Origin of the sequence: Aeromicrobium flavum (genome assembly GCF_007992115.1) — a bacterium.
GTDB lineage: Bacteria > Actinomycetota > Actinomycetes > Propionibacteriales > Nocardioidaceae > Aeromicrobium > Aeromicrobium flavum.
This window is the reverse complement of the sequence record NZ_BJZQ01000003.1, coordinates 44,149-66,094: the sequence shown is the minus strand read 5'-3', so window position 1 is coordinate 66,094 and position 21,946 is coordinate 44,149. Positions and strand designations below refer to the sequence as shown.

The 21,946-nt window shown below is 71.9% G+C and carries 24 protein-coding genes, 1 tRNA gene and 1 pseudogene; 13 read left to right on the top strand and 13 right to left on the bottom strand.

Annotated features, from left to right (window positions below; genetic code table 11):
* Nucleotides 1-86: 86 nt before the first annotated feature.
* Genes AFL01nite_RS04835 through AFL01nite_RS04820 form a run of 4 tightly spaced genes read left to right on the top strand, consistent with a single transcriptional unit; the run spans nucleotide 87 to nucleotide 3,327 of the window.
* Nucleotides 87-1,235, top strand: a complete 1,149-nt coding sequence (locus AFL01nite_RS04835) for an MFS transporter (RefSeq protein ID WP_146826043.1) — start codon at nucleotides 87-89, stop codon at nucleotides 1,233-1,235.
* Nucleotides 1,236-1,246: 11 nt separating this feature from the next.
* The gene (locus tag AFL01nite_RS04830; protein WP_281285728.1) at nucleotides 1,247-1,918 is read left to right on the top strand and encodes a uracil-DNA glycosylase; all 672 of its coding nucleotides are present in this window, start codon (nucleotides 1,247-1,249) and stop codon (nucleotides 1,916-1,918) included.
* Nucleotides 1,919-1,927: 9 nt separating this feature from the next.
* Nucleotides 1,928-3,097, top strand: coding sequence for an AI-2E family transporter (locus tag AFL01nite_RS04825; RefSeq protein WP_146826042.1), 1,170 nt, complete (start codon nucleotides 1,928-1,930; stop codon nucleotides 3,095-3,097).
* On the top strand, nucleotides 3,094-3,327 hold the full coding sequence (locus tag AFL01nite_RS04820; protein ID WP_146826041.1) for a hypothetical protein: 234 nt from the start codon (nucleotides 3,094-3,096) through the stop codon (nucleotides 3,325-3,327). The genes AFL01nite_RS04825 and AFL01nite_RS04820 overlap by 4 nt, the downstream gene beginning before the upstream one ends.
* A 1-nt stretch (nucleotide 3,328) precedes the next feature.
* On the opposite strand, the gene purU is transcribed toward AFL01nite_RS04820, so the two are convergent.
* Both purU and AFL01nite_RS04810 read right to left on the bottom strand, forming a co-directional pair.
* On the bottom strand, nucleotides 3,329-4,195 hold the full coding sequence (purU, locus tag AFL01nite_RS04815) for a formyltetrahydrofolate deformylase (RefSeq protein WP_222593394.1): 867 nt from the start codon (nucleotides 4,193-4,195) through the stop codon (nucleotides 3,329-3,331).
* A 46-nt stretch (nucleotides 4,196-4,241) separates the two neighbouring features.
* Nucleotides 4,242-4,577 (bottom strand): cupin domain-containing protein, encoded by a 336-nt coding sequence (locus tag AFL01nite_RS04810; RefSeq protein ID WP_146826039.1) that lies wholly within the window; start codon nucleotides 4,575-4,577, stop codon nucleotides 4,242-4,244.
* Nucleotides 4,578-4,628: 51 nt separating this feature from the next.
* Between AFL01nite_RS04810 and AFL01nite_RS15780 the strand changes: the two are divergent.
* Nucleotides 4,629-5,024: pseudogene (locus AFL01nite_RS15780) on the top strand (hypothetical protein); the annotation flags it as partial.
* Nucleotides 5,025-5,582: 558 nt separating this feature from the next.
* Here the strand turns inward: AFL01nite_RS15780 and AFL01nite_RS04800 are convergent.
* Together AFL01nite_RS04800 and AFL01nite_RS04795 are read right to left on the bottom strand one after the other, a co-directional pair.
* Nucleotides 5,583-5,655: transfer RNA gene (locus AFL01nite_RS04800), tRNA-Thr, on the bottom strand.
* A 35-nt stretch (nucleotides 5,656-5,690) separates the two neighbouring features.
* Nucleotides 5,691-6,476: a hypothetical protein gene (locus AFL01nite_RS04795; protein ID WP_146826038.1), complete on the bottom strand. Its 786-nt coding sequence runs from the start codon at nucleotides 6,474-6,476 to the stop codon at nucleotides 5,691-5,693.
* A gap of 24 nt (nucleotides 6,477-6,500) precedes the next feature.
* Here AFL01nite_RS04795 and AFL01nite_RS04790 point away from each other — a divergent pair, with 24 nt between their 5' ends.
* The gene (locus AFL01nite_RS04790) at nucleotides 6,501-7,679 is read left to right on the top strand and encodes an amino acid deaminase/aldolase (protein WP_246119585.1); all 1,179 of its coding nucleotides are present in this window, start codon (nucleotides 6,501-6,503) and stop codon (nucleotides 7,677-7,679) included.
* Nucleotides 7,676-8,959 (top strand): D-arabinono-1,4-lactone oxidase, encoded by a 1,284-nt coding sequence (locus AFL01nite_RS04785; protein ID WP_146826036.1) that lies wholly within the window; start codon nucleotides 7,676-7,678, stop codon nucleotides 8,957-8,959. Before AFL01nite_RS04790 ends, AFL01nite_RS04785 begins: the two co-directional genes overlap by 4 nt.
* A gap of 80 nt (nucleotides 8,960-9,039) precedes the next feature.
* Here AFL01nite_RS04785 and rlmB read toward each other — a convergent pair whose 3' ends face one another.
* On the bottom strand, nucleotides 9,040-9,984 hold the full coding sequence (gene rlmB / locus AFL01nite_RS04780; RefSeq protein WP_146826035.1) for a 23S rRNA (guanosine(2251)-2'-O)-methyltransferase RlmB: 945 nt from the start codon (nucleotides 9,982-9,984) through the stop codon (nucleotides 9,040-9,042).
* Nucleotides 9,984-11,390, bottom strand: coding sequence for a cysteine--tRNA ligase (cysS, locus tag AFL01nite_RS04775; protein ID WP_146826034.1), 1,407 nt, complete (start codon nucleotides 11,388-11,390; stop codon nucleotides 9,984-9,986). The genes rlmB and cysS overlap by 1 nt, the downstream gene beginning before the upstream one ends.
* 103 nt (nucleotides 11,391-11,493) lie before the next feature.
* Between cysS and AFL01nite_RS04770 the strand changes: the two genes are divergently transcribed.
* Together AFL01nite_RS04770 and ispF are read left to right on the top strand one after the other, a co-directional pair.
* Nucleotides 11,494-12,642, top strand: a complete 1,149-nt coding sequence (locus AFL01nite_RS04770) for a C39 family peptidase (RefSeq protein ID WP_186813814.1) — start codon at nucleotides 11,494-11,496, stop codon at nucleotides 12,640-12,642.
* A 19-nt stretch (nucleotides 12,643-12,661) separates the two neighbouring features.
* Nucleotides 12,662-13,135 (top strand): 2-C-methyl-D-erythritol 2,4-cyclodiphosphate synthase, encoded by a 474-nt coding sequence (ispF, locus tag AFL01nite_RS04765; RefSeq protein WP_146826032.1) that lies wholly within the window; start codon nucleotides 12,662-12,664, stop codon nucleotides 13,133-13,135.
* Nucleotides 13,136-13,229: 94 nt separating this feature from the next.
* On the opposite strand, the gene AFL01nite_RS04760 is transcribed toward ispF, so the two are convergent.
* Entirely contained in the window at nucleotides 13,230-14,417 is a 1,188-nt protein-coding gene (locus AFL01nite_RS04760; RefSeq protein WP_146826031.1) for an oxygenase MpaB family protein, read from the bottom strand.
* A 44-nt stretch (nucleotides 14,418-14,461) separates the two neighbouring features.
* On the opposite strand from AFL01nite_RS04760, the gene AFL01nite_RS04755 reads away from it, so the two are divergent.
* Nucleotides 14,462-15,058, top strand: a complete 597-nt coding sequence (locus AFL01nite_RS04755; RefSeq protein ID WP_222593393.1) for a TetR/AcrR family transcriptional regulator — start codon at nucleotides 14,462-14,464, stop codon at nucleotides 15,056-15,058.
* A 60-nt stretch (nucleotides 15,059-15,118) separates the two neighbouring features.
* On the opposite strand, the gene AFL01nite_RS04750 is transcribed toward AFL01nite_RS04755, so the two are convergent.
* Complete coding sequence (locus AFL01nite_RS04750; RefSeq protein WP_146826030.1) at nucleotides 15,119-15,604, bottom strand: CarD family transcriptional regulator; 486 nt, start codon at nucleotides 15,602-15,604, stop codon at nucleotides 15,119-15,121.
* Between the two features lie 93 nt (nucleotides 15,605-15,697).
* Between AFL01nite_RS04750 and AFL01nite_RS04745 the strand changes: the two genes are divergently transcribed.
* Complete coding sequence (locus AFL01nite_RS04745; RefSeq protein WP_146826029.1) at nucleotides 15,698-16,258, top strand: hypothetical protein; 561 nt, start codon at nucleotides 15,698-15,700, stop codon at nucleotides 16,256-16,258.
* Nucleotides 16,259-16,321: 63 nt separating this feature from the next.
* Here the strand turns inward: AFL01nite_RS04745 and phoU are convergent, their stop codons facing one another.
* Entirely contained in the window at nucleotides 16,322-16,969 is a 648-nt protein-coding gene (phoU, locus tag AFL01nite_RS04740) for a phosphate signaling complex protein PhoU (RefSeq protein WP_146826028.1), read from the bottom strand.
* Between the two features lie 133 nt (nucleotides 16,970-17,102).
* Between phoU and AFL01nite_RS04735 the strand changes: the two genes are divergently transcribed.
* Together AFL01nite_RS04735 and AFL01nite_RS04730 are read left to right on the top strand one after the other, a co-directional pair.
* On the top strand, nucleotides 17,103-18,236 hold the full coding sequence (locus tag AFL01nite_RS04735) for a sensor histidine kinase (protein ID WP_246119584.1): 1,134 nt from the start codon (nucleotides 17,103-17,105) through the stop codon (nucleotides 18,234-18,236).
* A complete protein-coding gene (locus AFL01nite_RS04730) occupies nucleotides 18,233-18,910 on the top strand; it encodes a response regulator (protein ID WP_146826027.1) in 678 nt (225 codons plus the stop codon). The genes AFL01nite_RS04735 and AFL01nite_RS04730 overlap by 4 nt, the downstream gene beginning before the upstream one ends.
* Nucleotides 18,911-18,990: 80 nt before the next feature.
* Here the strand turns inward: AFL01nite_RS04730 and AFL01nite_RS04725 are convergent, their stop codons facing one another.
* The 4 genes from AFL01nite_RS04725 to AFL01nite_RS04710 are packed head-to-tail and all read right to left on the bottom strand — an operon-like array spanning nucleotide 18,991 to nucleotide 21,939.
* A complete protein-coding gene (locus AFL01nite_RS04725; protein ID WP_146826026.1) occupies nucleotides 18,991-19,734 on the bottom strand; it encodes a phosphoglyceromutase in 744 nt (247 codons plus the stop codon).
* 10 nt (nucleotides 19,735-19,744) lie between these two features.
* A complete protein-coding gene (locus AFL01nite_RS04720) occupies nucleotides 19,745-20,317 on the bottom strand; it encodes a DsbA family oxidoreductase (RefSeq protein WP_186813813.1) in 573 nt (190 codons plus the stop codon).
* Between the two features lie 32 nt (nucleotides 20,318-20,349).
* Nucleotides 20,350-21,141, bottom strand: a complete 792-nt coding sequence (locus AFL01nite_RS04715) for a DUF362 domain-containing protein (RefSeq protein ID WP_146826024.1) — start codon at nucleotides 21,139-21,141, stop codon at nucleotides 20,350-20,352.
* Between the two features lie 51 nt (nucleotides 21,142-21,192).
* Nucleotides 21,193-21,939, bottom strand: coding sequence for a hypothetical protein (locus AFL01nite_RS04710; RefSeq protein ID WP_146826023.1), 747 nt, complete (start codon nucleotides 21,937-21,939; stop codon nucleotides 21,193-21,195).
* Between the last annotated feature and the right edge of the window lie 7 nt (nucleotides 21,940-21,946).

Here is a 21,946-nt window from a genome sequence, read left to right as displayed (position 1 = left end):
CAGCCCATGCTACCGGCCGGGTCCCAGCACCGCAGGTGCCCTCCGGCCCCACGGGCACCGTCGCCGGACGCTCCTAGACTCGTCGGGTGAGGGAGACCGAGACGACGCTGACCCGGGCCCGTGTCGCGGCGGCCTCGCTGCTGTTCTCGAACGGGTTCCTGCTCGGTGCGTGGATCGTGCACATCCCCGTCGTGATGGACCGCACCGGGGTGTCGGCGGCCACGCTCGGCACGCTGCTGCTCCTCATGGGCGTCTGCGCGTGGCTGGGCATGCAGGCCGCGGGGTTCTTCGTCGACCGCACCGGCAGCGCGCGGGCGGCCACCGTCGGGCTGGTCCTGATGTGCGTGTTCCTCCCGCTGCCCGCGCTCGCCACCGACGCGTGGACGCTCGGCGCGGCCCTGGCTGTGCTCGGCGCGACCAACGGCCTGGTCGACGTCGCCCAGAACGCGCAGGCGGTCACGGTCGAGCGCGCCTACGGCCGCCCGATCATGTCGTCCTTCCACGCCTGGTTCTCGGCCGGCGGCCTCGCGGCCTCGGGGCTCGGGGGCGCGATGCTCGCGCTCGGCTGGCCCGTCACCCTCGACTTCATCGTCTTCGCGGTCGTCGGGCTCGCCCTGGTCGTCGCGGCCCGGCCGCACCTGCTCGACCACGACGTCCGCGACCGCGAGGAGCAGCTCGAGCGCCCGCCGTGGACCGCCCAGGTCGCGCTGCTCGGGGCCCTGGCGTTCGCGCTCATGCTGGCCGAGGGCGTGGCGTACGACTGGAGCACCGTGCACCTGCGGGACGAGCTCGGCACCACCGAGGCGCTCGCCGCCGTGGCCTTCGGCGCGTTCAGCCTCGCGATGTTCGTGTCCCGGCTGGTCGCCGACCGGATCGTCGCCCTCACCGGACCGGGCACCTTCGTCCGGTGGGCCTCGATCCTCGGCGCCGTCGGGCTCGCGATCGCGATCGTCGCCCCCACGCCCGCGGTGGCCATCGCGGGCTGGGCCGTCGTCGGCATCGGGCTCGCCGGCTGCGTCCCGCAGTTCTTCAGCGCCGCCGGCAACGTCGACCCCCGGCACGGCGCGGCGATCATCGCGCGGGTCACGGGCATGGGGTACGTGGCGCTGCTGAGCGGCCCGTCCGTCATCGGCCTGCTGACGAACTGGGTGTCGCTGACCACCGCGTTCCTCGTGCCGCTCGCCCTCGCCCTCGTGGCCAGCGCCCTGGCGCCGACCGCACTGCGCAAGCACTGACAGGAGATCTCGTGGACCTCGACCACCTGATGGCCCCCGACTGGGCCGAGGCGATGCAGCCGGTCGCACCGCAGATCGCCGCGATGGGCGACTTCCTGCGCGCCGAGGTCGCGGCCGGTCGCAGCTACCTGCCCGCGCCGGACGCGATCTTCCGCGCGTTCCGCACGCCGCTGGCCGACGTGCGCGTGCTCATCACCGGCCAGGACCCCTACCCCACGCCCGGCCACCCGATGGGGCTGTCGTTCTCCGTCCAGCCCGACGTGCGCCCGCTGCCTCGCAGCCTCGTGAACCTCTACACCGAGCTGCAGGCCGACCTCGGCATCGCGCCGGCGCCGCACGGCGACCTCTCGGCCTGGGCCGATCGCGGCGTCATGCTGCTGAACCGCTGCCTCACCGTGCGGCCCGGCGAGTCCGCCAGCCACCGCGGCCGGGGCTGGGAGGCGGTCACCGACCGCGCGATCGCCGCCCTCGTCGAGCGCGGCGGCCCGCTCGTCGCGATCCTGTGGGGCCGCGACGCCCAGGCGCTGGCGCCGCGGCTCGCGGACGTCCCCCGCATCGAGTCGGCACACCCGAGCCCGCTGTCCGCCTCGCGCGGGTTCTTCGGCTCGCGCCCGTTCAGCCGCGCGAACGACGCGTTGGTGGCGCAGGGCGCGCAACCGGTCGAGTGGGCCCTGCCCGGATAGGGTTGCCGCGTGAGCGAGACACGCATTCGCGACCGGGCCGTGATCATCGATCAGGGCTTCGTCGTGATCCAACGCTGGGGCATCCGGATCATCGTGATCGCCGCCGCCCTCTACGTCCTGGGCTGGGCCGTCGGGCACACGTGGGTGGTCTGGTTCCCCGTCGCGCTGGCGATCCTCTTCGCCACGGTCCTCGGTCCGCCGGCCAAGGCGCTCCGCGACCGGGGAGTCCCGGCCGCGGCCGCGGCGGGCCTGGTCATGCTCGGCTTCCTCGCGGCGCTGGGCGTGCTGTTCTCGATCCTCATCCCGCAGCTGGTCGACGAGGCGCCGCAGATCGCCGACCGTGCGGCCAAGGGTGTCGGCGAGGTGCAGGACTGGCTGGTCAACGGCCCACTGCCGATCGAGTCCGGCCAGATCAGCAACGCGCTCAACTCCGTCGAGGACTGGCTGCGCGACAGCGCCGGCGACATCAGCAGCGGCGTCCTCTCGACGATCGGCGTCGCCACCAACGTCATCGTCAACACCGTCCTGATCCTGATCCTGACGTTCCTGTTCATCAAGGACGGCCACCGCTTCCTGCCCTACGTCGAGCGTCTCGGCGGCCACCGCGTCGGCGGCCACCTGCGCGAGCTGCTCTACCGGGCGTGGAACACGCTGGGCGGTTTCATCCGGACGCAGGCGCTGGTGTCCTTCATCGACGCCGTGCTGATCGGCGTCGCGCTGGCGCTCGTGGGCCAGCCGCTGTGGGTGCCGCTGGCGGTCATCACCTTCATCGGCGGCTTCATCCCGATCGTCGGCGCGTTCGCCAGTGGCGCCATCGCGGTGCTGGTCACCCTGGTCACCAACTCCCCCCAGGACGCGCTGATCATCCTCGCGGTGATCATCGCCGTGCAGCAGCTCGAGGGCAACGTGCTCTCGCCGATGCTGCAGGGCAAGAGCATGAACCTGCATCCGGCCGTCGTGCTCATGGCGGTCACCGCGGGCGGCTCGATGTTCGGCATCACCGGCGCGTTCCTCGCGGTGCCCGTCACCGCCACCGTCGCCGAGATCCTGCGCTACGCCAACGAGCGCATCGACACGACGCTGACCACCGGCGGCGACCCCGTCGCGATGACGTCCACCGCTCCGGCGACCGCGTCCGACCCCGCCGCCGTCGAGGACGAGGGCGGCAAGCAGCGATGAGTGCCGGCGAGGCGCTGGACCGCGCCCTCGCCACGGCCGCCGGCCTCAAACCGGGCACGTGGGAGGCTGTCGAGTCCCTCGCGCTGCTGGCGATCGAGGCGTCCGGTCGGCCCGAGGCGTCCGGCCTGCTCGACACCGCGCGCACGACCGCAGGCCGGCTGAAGCCGGGCACCTGGGAGGCCGTCCGGGCGCTCACCTGGCTCGCCCGGGCCGAGCGCGAGCTCGGCTGAGTCAGTCGAAGACGACCGTCTTCATCCCGTTCAGCAGCACCCGGTGCTCGGCGTGCGCGCGCACCGCGTGCACGAGGGCACGGGCCTCGAGGTCCTGGCCCATGGCCGCCAGCTCGGCCGCCGACGACCGGTGGTCGACCCGACGGAAGTCCTGCTCGATGATCGGCCCCTCGTCGAGGTCGGCCGTGACGTAGTGGGCGGTGGCGCCGATGACCTTGACGCCGTGCCGGTGCGCCTGCTCGTACGGTCGGGCGCCCTTGAAGCTGGGCAGCAGCGAGTGGTGGATGTTGATGGCGCGGCCGTGGACGTCGCGGCACATCTGGTCGGTCAGGATCTGCATGTAGCGAGCCAGGATCAGCGCCTCGGCGTCGGTGCGCTCCATGAGGTCGAGCACGAACTGCTCGGTCTCGCGCTTGGTCTCGGCCGTGACCCGGATCTGGTGGAACTCGATGCCGTGCCACTCCACGACGTCGCGCCAGTCGGGGTGGTTCGAGACGACGGCGACGATCTCGATCGGCACCTGCCCCTGCTGGGTGTGGAACAGCAGGTTGTTGAGGACGTGGCCCTGCTTCGACACCATCACCACGACGCGCAGCGGCGCGGACGCGTCGTGCAGGTCCCAGTCCATCTCGAACGGCTCGAGGACCGGCGCCAGCGTCGTGCGCACCTCGTCCAGCGCGACGGCGCGGTCGGCCGAGAACCGCACCCGCATGAAGAACCGGCGCGTGTCGGGGTCGGCGTACTGCTGGCTCTCGGTGATCGTCCAGCCGTCCTGCGCCAGGGTCGACGCGATCGCCGCGACGATGCCGACCCGGTCGGGGCAGGCGAAGGTCAGGATGAAGTCGCTGTGCGCCTGGGGAACGTCCATGGTCTGCATCGTCTCAGGTGCCCGGGCGCCCGCGGAGCGGCCCTCCTCAGGTGGCATCCACGATCGTCGTGAGCAGGACGGCCGCGTCCTCGAGCGCGAGCAGGTCGTGGCGGCGGTCGGGGATCACGAGCAGCTCGTTCGCGCCGCCCTCCCAGGACTCGTCGCCGGCGGTCAGCCGCACCCGGCCGGCCAGCACGAGCAGGGTCGCCTCCGAGGGGGCCTCGTGCTCGTCGAGTCGCTGGTCGGCGGACAGCGCGATGACGGTCTGGCGCAGCTGGTGGTGCCGGCCCCGGTGCAGGGCGACGGCGCTGCGTCCCGCTCGTGCCGAGCGCGCGGTGTCGAGGTGTTCGCGGACGAGGTCGGTCAGGTCGGTGGACTCCATGCTCCGACCGTACGGTGTCCGCGGTCCGGCCGTCGCGCCTAGGGTGCCTGCATGCGCATGAAGCTCGGTCGCCCGGACCTGACCCCGTACGCGAGCCTGTTCGACGTCCCCGAGGCGGCCGAGGGCCGGCCCGGCGTGACCTTCGCCGGGGTGTCGACGCTCTCGTTCGACGACGGGGCCTCGGCCCTGGTCGTCGACGGGTTCTTCTCGCGTCCGTCGCTGCTGAAGGTCGGCGTGGGCCGGATCGCGCCGGTCCCCGAGCGGATCGACGCGGGGCTGGAGCGGCTCGGGCTGCTGGGTCCGACCGCGCCACGGGTGGAGGCCGTGCTGCCGGTGCACAGCCACTTCGACCACGTGATGGACTCCCCCGAGGTCGCGCGGCGCACCGGAGCCCTGCTGGTCGGGGGCACCTCCACGCTCCACGTCGGCACCGGCGCGGGCCTGGAGCCCGAGCAGACCCGCCTCCTGACACCCTGGACCCCCACGGCGTACGGGCCGTGGACCGTCACCGCGGTGCCCTCGGAGCACTGCCCGCCCGATCGCTACCCGGGCACCATCGACGAGCCGCTGCGGACCCCGGCGAAGGCGTCCGCCTACCGCTGCGGTGAGGCGTGGTCGCTGCTGGTCGAGCACCCGGACTCCGGTGTCACGCTCGTCCAGGGCAGCGCCGGCTTCATGCCCGGTGCACTCGACGGTCGGCAGGCCGACGTGGTCTACCTCGGCGTCGGCCAGCTCGGGGTGCTCGGCGAGGACTACATCGCGCAGTACTGGCAGCACACCGTCGCCGCGGTCGGCGCACGGCGTGCGGTGCTGACCCACTGGGACGACTTCTTCCGACCGCTCAGCGCACCGCTGCGGGCCCTGCCGTACGCCGGCGACGACCTCGACGTGACGCTCCGCGTGCTGGGACGGCTGGCCGACCGCGACGGGGTGCGCCTGCACCTGCCGACGCTGTGGCGACGCGAGAACCCGTGGGCGGCCCGACCGCCCGCCGGACCACGGCGGAGCCCCCGACAGGATTCGAACCCGCGACATCTTCTTTACAAGAGAAGCGCTCTACCGACTGAGCTACAGGGGCGCGGCGGTGAGGCCGACGGCTCATCCTAACGAGCCTCAGACCCGTCCGGCCTGACATGTGCGCGCGAACTCCTCGTCGACCCGCTCGTCGTCGGGCAGCTCGGGCGTGATCGCCTCGTCGCCGTTGCCGATCTCGGCGAACGTCGTGAGGTCGGCCTGCTGGTCGTCGGCGTCGCCGCCGGGCGTGAGGAAGCCGTCGAGCACGGTCGCGCAGTCCGCGGCCCCGAACTCCTGCCAGCCCGTGATCGTGCCCCAGCCGTCGTCGTCGGGCCCGCCGATGACGCCCTGGGTCCGCAGGACGCCGATGACGCGCACCGGACCACCGGGCGAGCGGACCTCGTAGGCCGTCCGGGTCTGCAACGAGACGTTCACCGAGCCCTCGTCGTCGGCCGACACGGTCCACGCCCCCGTGAGGCCCGACGTGAGCACCTCGAGGTCCGGGTCCAGCACGTTCCCCCGGGCCAGCTCCGGCGCCTCGTCCTGCGCGTCCTCGAGGTCGGCGATCGCCGCCTTCAGCGACGCGGGCAACCCGGTGCCGACGGTCTCGGGCGAGGTGGCCGCCTGGATCGCCCAGGTCCGGACCGCCGCCACCATCCGCGCGTACTCGGCCGGCTCGACGCCCTCGGGGCGCGCGGGCGGCTCCGGGAGCCGGTCCTCGTCCGGAGCGGGCCACCGGGCGATGCCGAGCTCGTCGAGCGAGATCTGCTGCGTCGGCCTCGGCTGCGGGTTCGGCGTGGGGGCGGGGTCGGGATGGTCGGACCCCCACGAGCAGCCGCCCAGCACGAACGCCGTCAACACGAGCAACAGGACGGGTCGGCGCACGCGACCAGTATGCATACTGGCCCCGTGGCCCCCCTCGACCTGACTCCCCCGTTCCCCCGCCTGCTGCGCGCCACCTCCCTGCTCGACACGCCGTACGCCGTGATCGACGAGGAGGCGCTGTGGGCCAACGCCGGCGACCTCGTCCGGCGAGCCGGCGGCGTGCCCGTCCGACTGGCCACGAAGTCCGTCCGGGTGCGCTCGATCATCAAGAACGTGCTGACGCTGGACGGGTTCCGCGGCGTCATGACCTACTCGCTGGCGGAGTCGGTGTGGCTCGCCGACCACGGCGTCGACGACGTGCTGCTGGCGTATCCCAGCGTCGAGCGCGAGGCGTACGCCGACCTCGTCGCGGACGAGCGCCGGCTCGCGTCGATCACCGTCATGGTCGACTCGCTCGAGGCCCTCGACCTGATCGACTCCTACGCCGGCCCGGGGCACCCGCCGATCCGGGTCTGCCTCGACGTCGACGCGTCCCTGCGGGTGTTCGGCGCCCACCTCGGCGCGCACCGCTCACCGGTCCACACGACCCGCGAGACGAAGCGGATCGCGGCGGCCATCGCCGAGCGTCCCGGCTTCGACCTCGTCGGGCTGATGTTCTACGACGCCCAGATCGCGGGGATGCCCGACAGCGGCGCCGCCATCCGGATGGTCAAGCGACGCTCCGCGTCCGAGCTGCGGCAACGTCGGCGCCGGATCGTCAAGGCCGTGTCGTCCATGACCGACCTGCAGATCGTCAACGCCGGCGGCACCGGCAGCCTCGACGTGTGGCGCGACGACCCCACGATCACCGAGCTCGCGGCCGGATCCGGACTGTTCGTCCCCACGCTCTTCGACGACTACCGCTCGTTCACGCCGCGACCGGCGGCGTTCTTCGCGCTCTCGGTGGTCCGCAAGCCGTCCCCGGACGCCGCCACGTGCTTCGGCGGCGGGTACATCGCCTCCGGTCCCGCGGGCGACTCACGCGTGCCCACGCCCGTGTGGCCCGAGGGCCTCGAGCTCTATCCCGCGGAGGGGGCCGGCGAGGTCCAGACGCCGCTGCGCGGCAAGGTCGCGCGGTCGCTCGCGATCGGCGACCGCGTCCTCTTCCGGCACGCGAAGGCCGGCGAGATGTGCGAGCGCTTCGACCAGGTCGCCCTCGTCGACACCGCGGGTCAGGCCTCGCTGATCCCGACCTACCGCGGCGAGGGGAAGAACTTCGGATGAGCACCTGGACCAACTGGGCCGGCAACGTCAGCGCCGACCCCACCGCCGTCGGCCACCCGGCCACCACCGACGAGGTGGTCGCGTTCGTCCTGGCCCACCCGCAGGTGAAGGCCGTCGGCGCGGGCCACTCGTTCACGCCGATCGCCGCGCCCGAGGGCGCGCTGCTGCACCTCGACCGGATGAACCTGGTCCTCAGCGCCGACACCACCACCGGGCTCGTCCGGGTCCAGGCGGGCATCTCGCTGCACGACCTGAACCGGAGCCTGGCCGCCCTCGGCCTCGCCCTGCCCAACCTGGGCGACGTCGACCCGCAGTCCGTCGCCGGCGCCACCTCCACCGGCACGCACGGCACCGGCGCCCGGCTGTTCGGGATCGCCCGGGCCGTGGCCGCCCTGCAGCTGGTCACCGCCGACGGGGCCGTGCTGGAGATCGACGGCGACCACGAGCTGTTCGACGCGGCCCGCGTGGGCCTGGGCGCCCTGGGCATCGTCACCGAGGTCACCCTGCAGTGCGTCCCGGCGTTCCTGCTGCACGCCCGCGAGGAGCCGATGGCGCTCTCCGACGTGCTCACCGGGCTCGACGACCTCGTCGACGGCAACGACCACTTCGAGTTCTACTTCTTCCCGCACACCGACAAGGCGCTGACCAAGCGCAACAACCGCGTCCCCGAGGGCACGCCCCCCGCTCCACTGCCGCGCTGGCGACACCTGCTCGACGACGAGCTCCTGTCGAACACCGTCTACGAGCGCGTGCAGCGGATCGCCGCGCGCCGGCCGCGACTCGTCCCGCGGATCAACGAGCTCTCGGGGTCACTGCTCGGCGCTCGCGAGTACACCGACGCGTCCCACGAGGTCTTCATCTCGCCGCGGCGCGTGCGGTTCCGCGAGTCGGAGTTCGCGCTGCCGCGGGCCGCCGCCGGCGAGGCCATCGCCGAGATGCGGCGGTGGTACGACCGGTCCGGCGAGCACGTCTCGTTCCCCGTCGAGGTGCGGTTCACGGCGGCCGACGACATCTGGCTGTCGACCGGGTACGAGCGCGACAACGTGTATCTCGCGGTGCACCAGTTCCACCGCACCGACCCCACGCGCTACTTCGCCGCGATGCAGGACATCTTCGTCGCGCACGGCGGCCGCCCGCACTGGGGCAAGATGCACACCCTCGGCGCCGACCACTTCCGCACGGTCTACCCGCGCTTCGACGACTTCGTGGCCGTCCGCGACCGCCTCGACCCCGCCCGCAAGTTCACCAACGCCTACCTGAGGCAGGTCCTGGGCGGCTGAGGAAGCGCTGGCAGTGACGTTTGCGGGGTGCCTCACGGCGTGTCGCCCCCGCGAACGTCACGCTCAGCGCTCCCCCGGGCTCAGGCGCGGACCTGGCTGATCGCGTAGAGGGTGATGCCCGCGGCGACGCCGGCGTTGAGCGACTCGAGGGACGACGACATCGGGATCGAGACGAGCTGGTCGCACGTCTCGCCGACAAGGCGCGACAGGCCCTTGCCCTCGCTGCCGATGACGACCGCGAGCGGACCGTCGAGCAGGTCGGTGTCGGGCAGCGCGACATCGCCGTCGGCCGCGAGGCCGATCACCATGAGGCCGGCCTCCTGGTACGCCTTGATCTGGCGGGTCAGGTTGGTGGTGCGGGCCACCGGCACCCGCGCCGCCGCGCCGGCCGAGGTCTTCCACGCCGCCGCCGTCATGTGGGCGGCGCGACGCTCGGGGATCACGACGCCGTGCACGCCGAAGCCCGCCGCCGAGCGGACGATGGCGCCCAGGTTCCGGGGGTCGGTGATGCCGTCGAGGATGACGATCAGGGCCGGCTCGCCGCGCTCGGCGGCGAGGTCGAGCAGCTCGTCGGCGTCGGCGTAGTCGTAGGCCTCGAGCTTCGCGGCGACGCCCTGGTGCACCGCACCGGACGTGATGCGGTCGAGCTCGACGCGGGCGACCTCGAGCAGCGGCACGTGGCGGTCGGCGGCGAGCTGGAAGATCTCGCGCACGCGGTCGTCACGGTCGATGCCCTCGGCGATCTGCAGCGACAGGACCGGCACGTTGGCGCGCAACAGCTCGACGACCGAGTTGCGGCCGACGACCAGCTCCGGGCCCTCGTCGTTGCGGCGCTTGGGCCGGCTCGACTGACGCTTGTCGGCTGCCTGGGCCATCTTGTACTTCTTGTGGTTGGGACGATCCTCCGCGCGCGGCGTCGGCCCCTTGCCCTCGAGCCCCTGGCGGCGACGGCCGCCCGAGCCCGCGGTGGGGTTGCCCTTGCCCGTCTTCTTGATCGCGCCCTTGCGCTTGCTGTTGCCGGCCATCAGTGGCCACCCTTCAGGTTCCAGCGGGTCCCCGAGGGCGTGTCCTCGAGTTCGATCCCCGCAGCAGTCAGTTGATCGCGCAACTCGTCCGCGCGGTTCCAGTCCTTGGCGGCCTTGGCCTCGGCGCGCGCGGCCACCAGCGCGTCGACCAGCTGGCCCAGCGCGTCGGCGGTCGCGGACGACTCGCCCTGCGTCGCCCAGGTGAGCGGGTCGAGACCGAGCACGTCCAGCATCGCCCGGGCCGACGCGAGCGTGTCGGCGAGGGCTACCGAGGCGCCGTCGGCCACCAGCCGGTTGCCCTCGCCGATGGTGGCCTGCAGCACCGCGAGCGCGGCCGGCACCGAGAGGTCGTCGTCCATCGCGGCGGCGAAGTCGGCGGGCACGTCGCCCGGCTCGCCGGCCCCGACCAGCTCGGCGGCGCGCAGGCAGAAGCCCTCGATCCGCTCGAAGGCGGTGGCCGCCTCGGCCAGGGACTGCTCGCTGAACTCGATGATCGAGCGGTAGTGCGCGGCGATGAGGTAGTAGCGCAGGGCGATGGCCGGGACGCGCTTCACGACCTCGGCGACGGTCAGCGTGTTGCCGACGCTCTTGCTCATCTTGGAGTTGCCGAGGTTGAGCATCGCGTTGTGCATCCACACCCGGGCGAACGCCTGGCCCGCGGCGCGCGACTGGGCCAGCTCGTTCTCGTGGTGCGGGAAGCGCAGGTCGAGACCGCCGCCGTGGATGTCGAACTCGGTGCCGAGGTACTTCGCCGCCATCGCCGAGCACTCGAGGTGCCAGCCGGGGCGGCCGCGACCCCACGGGGTGGGCCAGGAGGCGGACTCGGGCTCGTCGTCCTTACGGCCCTTCCACAGGGCGAAGTCGCGGGGATCGCGCTTGCCGTCGGCCGGGGCGTCGGGCGCGGCTTGCATGTCGTCGATGCGCTGGTTGGACAGCTCGCCGTAGTCGGGCCACGACCGCACGTCGAAGTAGACGTCGCCCGAGCCGTCGGTGGCCGGGTAGGCGTGACCGCGCTCGATCAGCGCCTCGATCATCTCGATCATCTCGGGCACGTGGCCCGTGGCGCGCGGCTCGTACGTGGGCGGGCGGCAGCCCAGGACCTCGTAGGCGGCGTGCAGGGCGCGCTCGTTCTCGTACGCGACGGCGAACCACGACTCGCCGCGCTCGCGGCCCTTCGCGAGGATCTTGTCGTCGATGTCGGTGACGTTGGCGATGATCGTGACCTCGAGGCCCGAGCGCTCGAGCCAGCGGCGCAGCACGTCGAAGACGAGCTCCTTGCGGATGTGGCCGATGTGCGGCGGGCCCTGCACCGTGAGTCCGCAGTGGTAGATGCCGACGCGGCCGGGCACGACGGGGTCGAGCGGCCTCAGCTCACGGCTGGCGGAGTCATACAGGTGCAGCGTCACGGGTCAAGAGTATCGGCCACAGCGCCCTCGCAGGACCGCGCCGAATCCGGGCCCCTGCATCACTTCACTACCACCGGCCTCAGTTTTCACCTACCCTGAGGCGGTGTTCCGCCGACTCTTCCCCGTCGCGGCAGCGCTCACCGCCCTGCTGACGTCCGCCCTGATCGCTCCCACGCTGGTGTCCGCGCCCGCCGAGGCCGCCTCCCACCCGCGTCCGCAGCTGACCCGCTGGACGCCCAAGCTGGTCATCCCGGCCGGGTCGAGGTCCAAGAGCTGGCGCTCCCCGTGGGTCGCGACGCCGCAGGCGAGCACAGCCCTCATCCCCTCGTGGAACGTCACGCGGATGCCGTCGGGCACGTTCCTCAAGGTCAAGGTGCGGGTCGCGAGCGGTTCCACGGTCTCGTCCTGGAAGACCGTCGCCCAGTGGCGCCACGCCCTCGCCGGTGGCGCCCGCCGCACCTACGGCACGCAGGCCGACGCCCTGGCCCGCGTCGACACCGACGTCGTCCGTGCCGCCGCCGGCCGCACGTTCTCGAAGTGGCAGATCCAGGTCTCCGCGTCCCGGAGGACGACGCGGACGAAGTCCCCCATCGTCCGCACCGTCTCGGGCGTCTCGTCCACCTACGTCACCAAGTCGGCCGGGACCTCGCGGACGACCATGACGAGGACGGTCGACCTCAAGGTGCCGATGTCGTCGCAGATGATCCACACCGGTCACTACCCGCAGTTCGGCGGCGGTGGCGAGGCCTGGTGCTCGCCCACCTCGACCTCGATGGTGCTGCGCTACTTCGGCCTGGGCCCGAAGGCCGCCGATTACTCGTGGGCCTCCGGTGCCGACCGCTGGGTCGACCACGCCGCCCGCTACTCCTACGACTCGGCCTACCGGGGCACCGGCACGTGGCCGTTCAACACCGCGTACGCCTCGATGTACAGCACCGACGCGGTCGTCCACCGCCTCGTGAACCTGCGTGAGATCGAGGCGTACCTCAAGAAGGGCGTGCCCGTGATCGCGTCGGTCGCGTTCGGGCGCGGCCAGCTGCGCGGAGCCCCGATCAGCTCGACCCCGGGACACCTCATGGTCGTGCGCGGGTTCGAGAAGGACGGCGACGTCATCGTGAACGATCCCGCCGCCCGCACCAACGCCCAGGTCCGCCGGGTCTACGACCGCGCCCAGTTCGAGCGCGCGTGGCTCAAGGGCAGCGGTGGCGTCACGTACGTCATCGCGCCGCGCAACAAGCGGCTCGCGTTCTGATCCCCACTAGGGTTCAGGCGTGAGCGTTCCGCGGATCGGCATCGGCACCGACGTCCACCGACTCGTCGAGGGCCGGCCCCTGTGGGTCGCCGGGCTGCACTGGCCCGACGCCCCGCGCGGGCTCGAGGGCCATTCCGACGGCGACTGCGTCGCGCACGCGATGGTCGACGCCGTCCTGACCGCCGCGGGCCTGGGCGACATCGGGTCGCGCTTCGGCACGGCGGACCCGCGCTACGCCGGCGCCCCGGGGCTGGAGTTCCTCCGAGGAACCGCCGAGCTCGTCCGCGAGTCCGGCCAGTCGATCGGCAACGTCAGCGTGCAGCTGATCGGCAACGAGCCGCGGCTGTCGGGCCGGCGCGACGAGGCCACCGCGGTCCTCTCGGACGCGATCGGCGCGCCGGTCTCGCTCTCGGGCACCACCACCGACGGCCTCGGCCTCACCGGCCGCGGCGAGGGCATCGCCGCCGTCGCGGTCGCCCTCGTCCTGGCCTGAGTCCCACTTTTGGTCCCGGATCCACCTCGGATCCGCCTCGACGCGTGGATCGGGGACCAAAAGTGGAGCGGGGGCGCCGGAGCGGAGCAGTCGCTCAGGCCGGCAGGTCGGCGACGGCGCGGTCGTCGTCCGAGCCGTAGTACTCGCCGAGGATCTTCTGCGCCACCCGCGCCCCTGCGACTTCGAGCCGTTCACGCCCTCCGGGCAGTCGGCCCAGCACCCGGTGTCGCATCGTGTTCGCGCCCCACAGCACCAGGTGCGCCCACGCCGGGCGCCACGGCAATCCCAGCTCGCGCATGCTCTCGCGGCCCAGGAACAAACTGAGCATGCTGAGGTTCCGCTCGGTCTTCCAGCGGCCGTGCGGCAGGGTGCCCAGCACCGCGATGATGTCCTGCGCGAGCTGTGGTCCGGCCTCCGTGATCCCTTCCTGCGCCAGCACCACGTGGTAGTTGATGCGCTGTCGCTCGCGTTCGGAGTCGACCAGCCACGCGTCGTCGACCCCCATGAGCCAACCGACGTACTTCCACAGGTGCATCACCGCGCGCGACTCCCGCCGACTGACCGGCACGCCCAGCGCCTTCACGCCGATCAGCACCGCGCCGTCGAACAGGCCGAGAGTGCCGGCCTGGTCGGCCTGGTTGATCGGCAGTCCCCAGCGACCGATGTCCCAGCGCGGCTCGAAGGCGTGGTTCACGAGGGCGTGCATGGCCCGGACGTGCACCGTCGCGCGCCAGCCCGCACCGTGCGGGATCAGCTCGCCGGGGGTGGTGACGGCGACCGCCCAGGACTGCGTCTCGGCCAGGCGGCGCCGGGTGCTCGACCCCGAGAGCCCGCCGGTCGCGACCAGCAGGTCGGGCGGACCGCCGAAGCGGTAGCCGCCGATCAGCGACAACTGCAGCAGCACGTCCGCGGCGTTGCGGCCGAAGCGGCGGAACACGCGGGCGCCCTCGTCGACGAGATCGCGGTCGAGCCAGTCCGGCTCCCGCAGCACGACCGCGAAGAACTCAGCGAGCGCCGCGGGCGCGTCCGCGGGCACGCCCTGCTCCAGCGCGGCACGGAACTGCGCCATCGTCACGCGCTCGGGGTCACCCGGCGCGAGCCGCATGGCCTCGGCCAACGCGGCACCCACCTCGTCGCGCTGGGTGAACCCCCGCCCGATCCGCGCCATGAGCACCTCGTCGACCTCGCGCACCCCGGCGAACACTTTGAGCGGTCGGCCCAGCCGGGTGTTGCGCTCCCCGCCCGCGCGGAACCGCGTGGGGTAGCTCTGCAGCTTCGTCATGCGTCGAGCCTGACACGAGCATTTACTCGCATACAATTCGCGTCATGGCCCTTCGCAAGCAGCCCCGTCAGCAACGGTCGCGCGACATGGTCGACCGGATCGTCGACGCGGCGCGCGACGTCCTGGTCGCCGACGGCTACGACCGCCTCACCACCAACCGGGTCGCCGATCGAGCCGGCGTCAGCCCCGGGTCGCTGTATCAGTACTTCCCGGACAAGGCCTCGATCGTGGAGGAGGTCACCGCCCGCTACGTCGACCGGCTGGCCGAGGACGTCGTGGCGGCGCTGGTCGACCACGTCCACGAGGACCCCCAGGCCATGGCCCGGACGACGGCCGTGGCACTGCTCAGCGCGCTCGAGCGCGACGCGACGCTGCTGCGCGTGGTCTGGCAGGAGCTGCCGGCGTCGCGCCACCTCGACGACCGACTGGGCCTCGAGCGTCGCGTCCGCGACGTGCTGCGCGCCTACCTCGGCGGGCGCATGCCCGCCGGCGACCGACGCCGCGACCCCGCGCGGGCGTCGTGGCTCATCGTGCTGGCGGTGGAGTCGCTCGCGGTGCGCTTCGTGCTCGACGACGACCCGCCGCTGACGCGCGACCAGCTGGTCGAGGACCTCGTCGCCCTGGGCCTGGCCTGGTGGTGACCGCCCCCCACAGACGACGAACGCCCGGCCGGAGCCGGGCGTTCGTCGTGAGTGCTGCGGTCAGGAGGCGAGGACCTCGTCGAGACGGGTCTCGGCCTTGTCCTCGTTCGTGTTCTCGGCAAGCGCGAGCTCGGAGACGAGGATCTGGCGCGCCTTGGCCAGCATCCGCTTCTCGCCGGCCGAGAGGCCGCGCTCGTGATCACGGCGCCACAGGTCGCGGACGACCTCGGCCACCTTGAGGACGTCACCGGAGTGCAGCTTCTCCAGGTTCGCCTTGTAACGCCGGGACCAGTTGGTGGGCTCTTCGACGTGCTCGGCACGAAGCACGCTGAACACCTTCTCCAGCCCCGCTTCGTCGACCACGTCGCGCACCCCCACCAGGTCGACGTTGTCGGCCGGCACGCGCACGACCAGATCGTTCTGAGCGATGATCCGGAGAACGAGGTACGCGCGGTCCTCACCCTTGATGGTCCGGACCTCGATGTCTTCGATCACCGCAGCCCCGTGATTCGGGTAGACAACGGTTTCGCCGACAGAGAAAGCCATGGATGACGCACCTTTCCTAGGTGACCAGAATAACAGAAGGGGACGAGTACCCTGCCTGCCTTCGTCCGCGGCCGTCCCGGATACCATGCCAGCGTGAGCACACGACGAACCATCGCCGCCATCGCCCTGGCCCTCACCGCCCCGTTCGCGCTCTCCGCGTGCGGCACGAGCTTCGGCGCCCAGACCAACCAGCAGTACCAGGCCGCCGTCGGGTCGAACCTGCGCCACGGCCCGGTCGAGGTCCACAACGGACTGTTCGTCGACAACGGCGACGGCACCGCCACCTTCTCCGGTGCGCTGCTGGCCGACGAGGACCAGACCATCGAGTCGGTCTCGGTCGACGGCGCCGCGAAGAAGCTCGCGCGCCCCATCCAGCTCAAGGCCGACACGCTGCTCACCCTCGGCCCCGCGGGCGAGATCGTCGTCAAGGGCGACGAGGTCGCCGAGGGCGCCTACGTCACCATCAGCTTCGCGGCCACCCCAGGCGGCGACGCCAGCGTCGAGGTGCCGGTCGTGGGCCGCACGAGCATGTACGAGAGCGTGGCCAAGCGCCCCTCCCCCAGCGCCACGGCGCAGGCGGCGGAGGAGGAGTCCGCTCCGGCCGAGCCCGAGACGGACAGCGACGACGAGGACACCTCGCCTCCCTCGCAGTGACGCGACACCGCGAACGACGACGAACGGCCCGGGCACCCGCCCGGGCCGTTCGTCGTTCGGTGGTCAGGCGACCGGCAGTTCGCCGGTGACGAGGTAGACGACCCGGCGGGCCATGTTGACGGCGTGGTCGCCCACGCGCTCGTAGTAGCGGCCGAGCAGGGCCAGGTCGATGGCCGTGTCGACGCCGTGCGGCCACTCGCCGTCGAGCAGGACACGGAACAGCTCCTTGCGGAGCCGGTCCATCTCGTCGTCCTCGAACTCCAGCGCCGCAGCCGCGTCGAGGTCGCGCTCGGACACGATCCGGGCGGCCGAGGCGATCATCGAGTCCGCCACCTTCGCCATGTCGCGGATGAGCGGCTGCACGGGCAGCGGCACCGCGGCGTCAGGCATGCGCCGCCGGGCGGTCTTGGAGACGTGCACCGCGAGCGCGCTCATGCGCTGCAGGTCGGCGACCATGCGCAGCGTCGAGACGAGCTGGCGCAGGTCGGTGGCGACCGGCTGCTGGGTCGCCAGCAGGACGAGGGCGCGCTCCTCGACCTCGTCGATCGCCTCCTCGATGGTGCTCTCGTTCGCGATCACCCGCTCGGCGGTCGCGATGTCGGTGTCGAGCAGGGCCGTGGTGGCATCGGCCACGGCGGATCGCACCCGGTCGGTGATGAGGACGAGCTCGTCGACGATCTGGTCGAGCTGCTCGTAGTACTGGTCGCGCATGAGTCGACGGTAGGCGTGGCGCATGAATGCCCGGCGACCTGCGATGAACGCGGGGTGAACGCCAGCGGAAAGGGTGGCGGTACCCGTGCCTGCGATGCGGGTCGCAGGCACGCAGCGGCCTACGATCGACCACGTGGAGGTCTCCTGGATCCTGGCCGGCGCAGTCGGCGTCGTGCTCGGCGCGCTCATCACGTACGTCTGGTGGTTCTCCGAGCGCTCCCAGGACGCCGTGCCCCCGTCGCCGGGTCCTGCCGTCCCGCCCGACATCTCCACCGTCCTGTCCGTGCTGCGGTCGTCCGCCCTCGTGATGGACCAGCAGGAGCGCGTGCTGCGCGCCTCCGCCGCCGCGATCGGCCTCGGCCTGGTCACCGACGACGACCAGCTGCGCAGCGCCGAGCTCCTCGAGCTGGTGCGCCGGGTGCGTCGTGACGGCGAGGTCCGAGAGGCCGAGTTCGAGATCCGGATCCGCCGCCGTCCGCCGGTCTACGTGCGCGCCCGGGTCGCTCCGCTGTCCCACGGGCTGATGCTCGCGCTGGTCGAGGACCGCACCACCGAGCAGCGGGTCGAGGCGCTGCGCCGCGACTTCGTGGCCAACGTGAGCCACGAGCTCAAGACCCCGATCGGCGCGATCAGCCTGTTGGCCGAGGCCGTCGGCGAGGCGCGCGACGATCCCGAGGCGGTCGAGCGGTTCGCCGCGCGCATGCAGACCGAGGGCGAGCGGCTCACCCGCCTCGTCCAGCAGATCATCGACCTGTCGCGCCTGCAGGCCGACGTCGCCAGCGCCGATGCGGGCGTCGTCACCGTCGGCGACCTCGTCGCCGAGGCGGTCGAGCACTCGCACACCGACGCCGAGGCCAAGGACATCAAGATCACCCAGGACGTCGCGCCCGGCCTGCACCTGCGCGGCGACCGCGCCCAGCTGCACGCCGCCGTCAGCAACCTCGTCGAGAACGCCGTGACGTACAGCCCGCCGGGCTCGGCCGTAGCCGTCGCGGCGTCCGCCGACGGCGAGGACGTCCGCATCACCGTCTCCGACCGCGGGGTGGGCATCGCCCCCGAGGAGCAGGAGCGCATCTTCGAGCGGTTCTACCGGGTCGACCCCGCGCGCGCCCGCGCGACCGGGGGCACCGGCCTGGGGCTGTCGATCGTCAAGCACGTCGCCGCCAGCAACGGCGGCACCGTCGAGGTCTGGAGCGAACCGGGCCTCGGATCGTCCTTCACGCTGGTGCTGCCGGCGCGGGACGTCGATGAAGGAGAGCACGAGTGACCAAGGTCCTGATCGTCGAGGACGAGGCCAGCTACAGCGAGGCCCTGTCGTACGTCCTGCGGAAGGAGGGGTACGACGTCGCGGTGGCCGAGACCGGTCCGGACGCCCTGACCGCGTTCGAGCGCGGCGGCGCCGACATCATCCTGCTCGACCTCATGCTGCCGGGCCTGTCCGGCACCGAGGTGTGCCGCACGATCCGCCAGACGTCCTCGGTGCCGATCATCATGGTCAGCGCGAAGGACACCGAGGTCGACAAGGTCGTCGGCCTCGAGCTGGGCGCCGACGACTACGTCACCAAGCCGTACTCGCCGCGCGAGCTCGTGGCGCGGATCCGGGCGGTCCTGCGCCGAGGCGCCCCCGAGGAGGTCGACGAGGACGGTGTGATCGAGGTCGGTGCCGTGCGCATGGACGTCGACCGCCACCTGGTCGCGGTCGACGGCCGGGAGGTCAAGCTGCCGCTGAAGGAGTTCGAGCTGCTCGAGTTCTTCCTGCGCAACTCGGGTCGGGTCCTGACCCGCGGTCAGCTGATCGACCGCGTGTGGGGCTCGGACTACGTCGGCGACACCAAGACGCTCGACGTCCACGTCAAGCGGCTGCGCGCCAAGATCGAGGCGGACCCGGCCCATCCGACGGTCCTCACCACCGTGCGCGGGCTCGGCTACAAGTACGCCTGATCCGCAGGAAGCGCTGGGAGTGACGTTCCGGGGGTCCGTCACGGCGTGTCGACCCCGCGAACGTCACTGCCAGCGTTGCCTCAGCGGCCCTGGTTGGCGACGGCGGCGATGGCGGCCTCGGCGGCCGCGGGGTCGAGGTAGCGGCCACCGCGCTGGGTCGGCTTGAGGTCGTCGTCGAGGTCGTAGGCCAGCGGGATGCCGGTGGGGATGTTGAGGCCGACGACCTCGTCCTCGCCCAGCCCGTCGAGGTGCTTGACCAGCGCACGCAGCGAGTTGCCGTGGGCCGTCACGAGCACCGTTTTGCCGTCGCGCAGGTCGGGCACGATCTGGTCGTACCAGTACGGCAGCATCCGGTCGAGCACGTCGGCCAGGCATTCGGTGCGCGGCATCAGCTCGCTGGGCAGCTCGGCGTAGCGGGCGTCGCCCACCTGGCTGAACTCCGACGCGTCGTCGAGCGCAGGCGGCGGCGTCGAGTACGACCGGCGCCACGTCATGAACTGCTCCTCGCCGAACTCCTCGAGGGTGGCCTTCTTGTCCTTGCCCTGCAGGGCGCCGTAGTGGCGCTCGTTGAGCCGCCAGCTGCGCTTCACGGGGATCCAGTGCCGATCGATGCCGTTGAGGGTGATCTCGGCCGTCCGGATCGCGCGGCGCAGCAGCGAGGTGTGCGAGACGTCCGGGAGGATGCCGGCGTCGCGCAGCAGGGCCGGGGCGCGAAGCGCCTCCTCGACGCCCTGCTCGTTTAGGTCGACGTCGACCCAGCCGGTGAAGAGGTTGCGGGCGTTCCACTCGCTGTGCCCGTGGCGCAGCAGGACCAGAGTGCTCATGGCGACCACCCTAGTGCTGGGCCGCGATCGACTGCAGGGCCCTCAGGTAGTCGTCCTGGGAGTGGACGCCGGCGAGCGTGTAGCGGGCGTCGACGACCACGAACGGCGAGGACGTCGCACCGATGGCCGCGGCGGTGTCGCGCTGCTGCTCGACCTCGGCGCGCATCTCGTCGCTGGCCAGCAGGGCGTCGGCGGTCTCGAGGTCGAGTCCCACGAGCGCTGCACGGCTGGCCAGCACGAAGGCGTCGGAGACGTCCGTGCCCTCGAGGAAGTGCGCGCGCCAGAGCTGGTGCAGCAGCTCGCGCTGCACGTCGGCGCCGGACTCCTCGGCCCACGTCAGCAGCCGCCACGCATCGGTGGAGTCGGCCGGGACGACCTCGTCGACGTTGAGGTCGATGCCGGTGATCCGGGCGGCCGCGGCCACGTCTCCGGCCTCGGACACGGCGTCGAACGCCGCCGCGCGGTAGGCGACCTCGATCGGCTCGCCGGTGAGGATCGTGTAGAGCGCGGCCGCGCGCTCGAAGCGCACCGCCCCCACGTACGACCAGGCGTCCACGACGTCCGCGAACACGATGGCTTTCACGGCCACCACGCTACGTGACGACCCCGCGCCGGTCAGTCCTGCGGACCCGGACGACCGGAGGCGGAGCCGGACGACACCTGGGCGGCGCTCTCGATCGTCGTCAGGAGCGACTTCCCGGCGGTGATCTCGAACTCGTCGCGGTAATGGTTCACGTCGAGCAGGGCGATGTCCTGCCCGTGCTCCTCGATCAGCGGACGGGTCGAGTGGAACGTCGCCCCCGTCTCGGCGGCTGCGTCGCGCAGCTGGGCTGCGAGCTCCTCACGCCCGGCCAGCACCACCCCACCGTCGGTCAACGCGTGCAGATGGTCGACGAGCACGACCGGGACACCCGTCAGCTGCTCGATGCGCTGGACGTCCGCGACGGTCTCGGCCAGAGACGTCGGCGTGACCGTCATCTGCTTGAGCCGGTGGTCGTCCGGCAGCTCGCCGGTGTCTCCGTGGACGACTCGCCGGTAGTCGAACCCGCCCTCGTTCGCGATCCCGTAGACCTTGTGGGCGTTGAGGTGGAAGCCGTCGACGACGTGTCGCTTCATCGACGAGACCTCGACCACGACCACGTCGGCGGCCGGCAGCTCCACGCTCATGTCGTCCGCCCACTCCGTGAACGGGCTCTCCATCACCGCACCACGTAGCTCGTGCGGGATCTCCCGCCTCCCCTGGACGACATCCAGGTACTGCACGGCAGCGGCGCTGGTGTGGGTGAACCACGACTCGTGGGCAGCTGCGTTGACCAGCGTCAGGTGGTCGTCCGCCGCGAGCTTGCGCAGCGGCCGGAACACCCGACAACTGCCGATCGCCAGCACGCGTGGTCCGTCGGTTCCCATGAGCCGAGCATAGGTCACGACCTCCGGACGACCTGAAGGTCGAGGTGCCGGCTAGTTCGACGTCCCCGTCAGCGCGTCGAACAGCGAGGGGTAGGCGGCGTGGGGCAGGTGGTGGATGTCGACCGTGCCGTTGTCCAGCACCCGGAAGCCGTGCTCGGCCACGAACGGCGAGGCGTCGAAGTACCGCACGCCGAGGTCGGCGCTGTCCGCTGCCGCCGCCTCCACCGCGCGGTTGTTCGCGACGCGGGTGGCGTTGGGATTGCCCGGGTCGACGAGGTGGCCCAGCACGGTCAGCTCCTTGCCCGAGCGACCCAGCGTCGATGCCAAGGCGCGCACGTTCGCCGACACGCTCTCCGTGTCGTCGAAGACCGTGACACCGGCGGACGGGTCGTACGTCGCGTAGTAGCCCTCGCGCCAGACCTCCGCATACGGGGCGTCGCGGTAGTGGTTCGGGTTCCCCTGGACGTGCAGGTCACCCCACCGGTAGCTCTGCGGGCTGCAGATCTCGATGATCACGCGATCGGCCTCGCCGAAAGCGGCGCGGGCGGTGTCGAACGCCGCCTGCGGCTCGTCGGACCACAGCGTCGGGTCGAAGCGGTTGTGCGGTGTCTGGTCCTTGCGGAAGAAGTACCGCGCCTGCTCGGGCGACAGGTCGCGCTCGCCCTGGAGGAACGCCACCACGTCGACCATCTGCGAGCTCGAGTGGAAGTAGCCCAGGTGAGGGAACGCCATCAGGTCGGGGTGGACCTCCATGGTCTCGTGCAACCGGCTCGTTCCGAGCGGGAAGAAGCGGGGCATGCGGGGC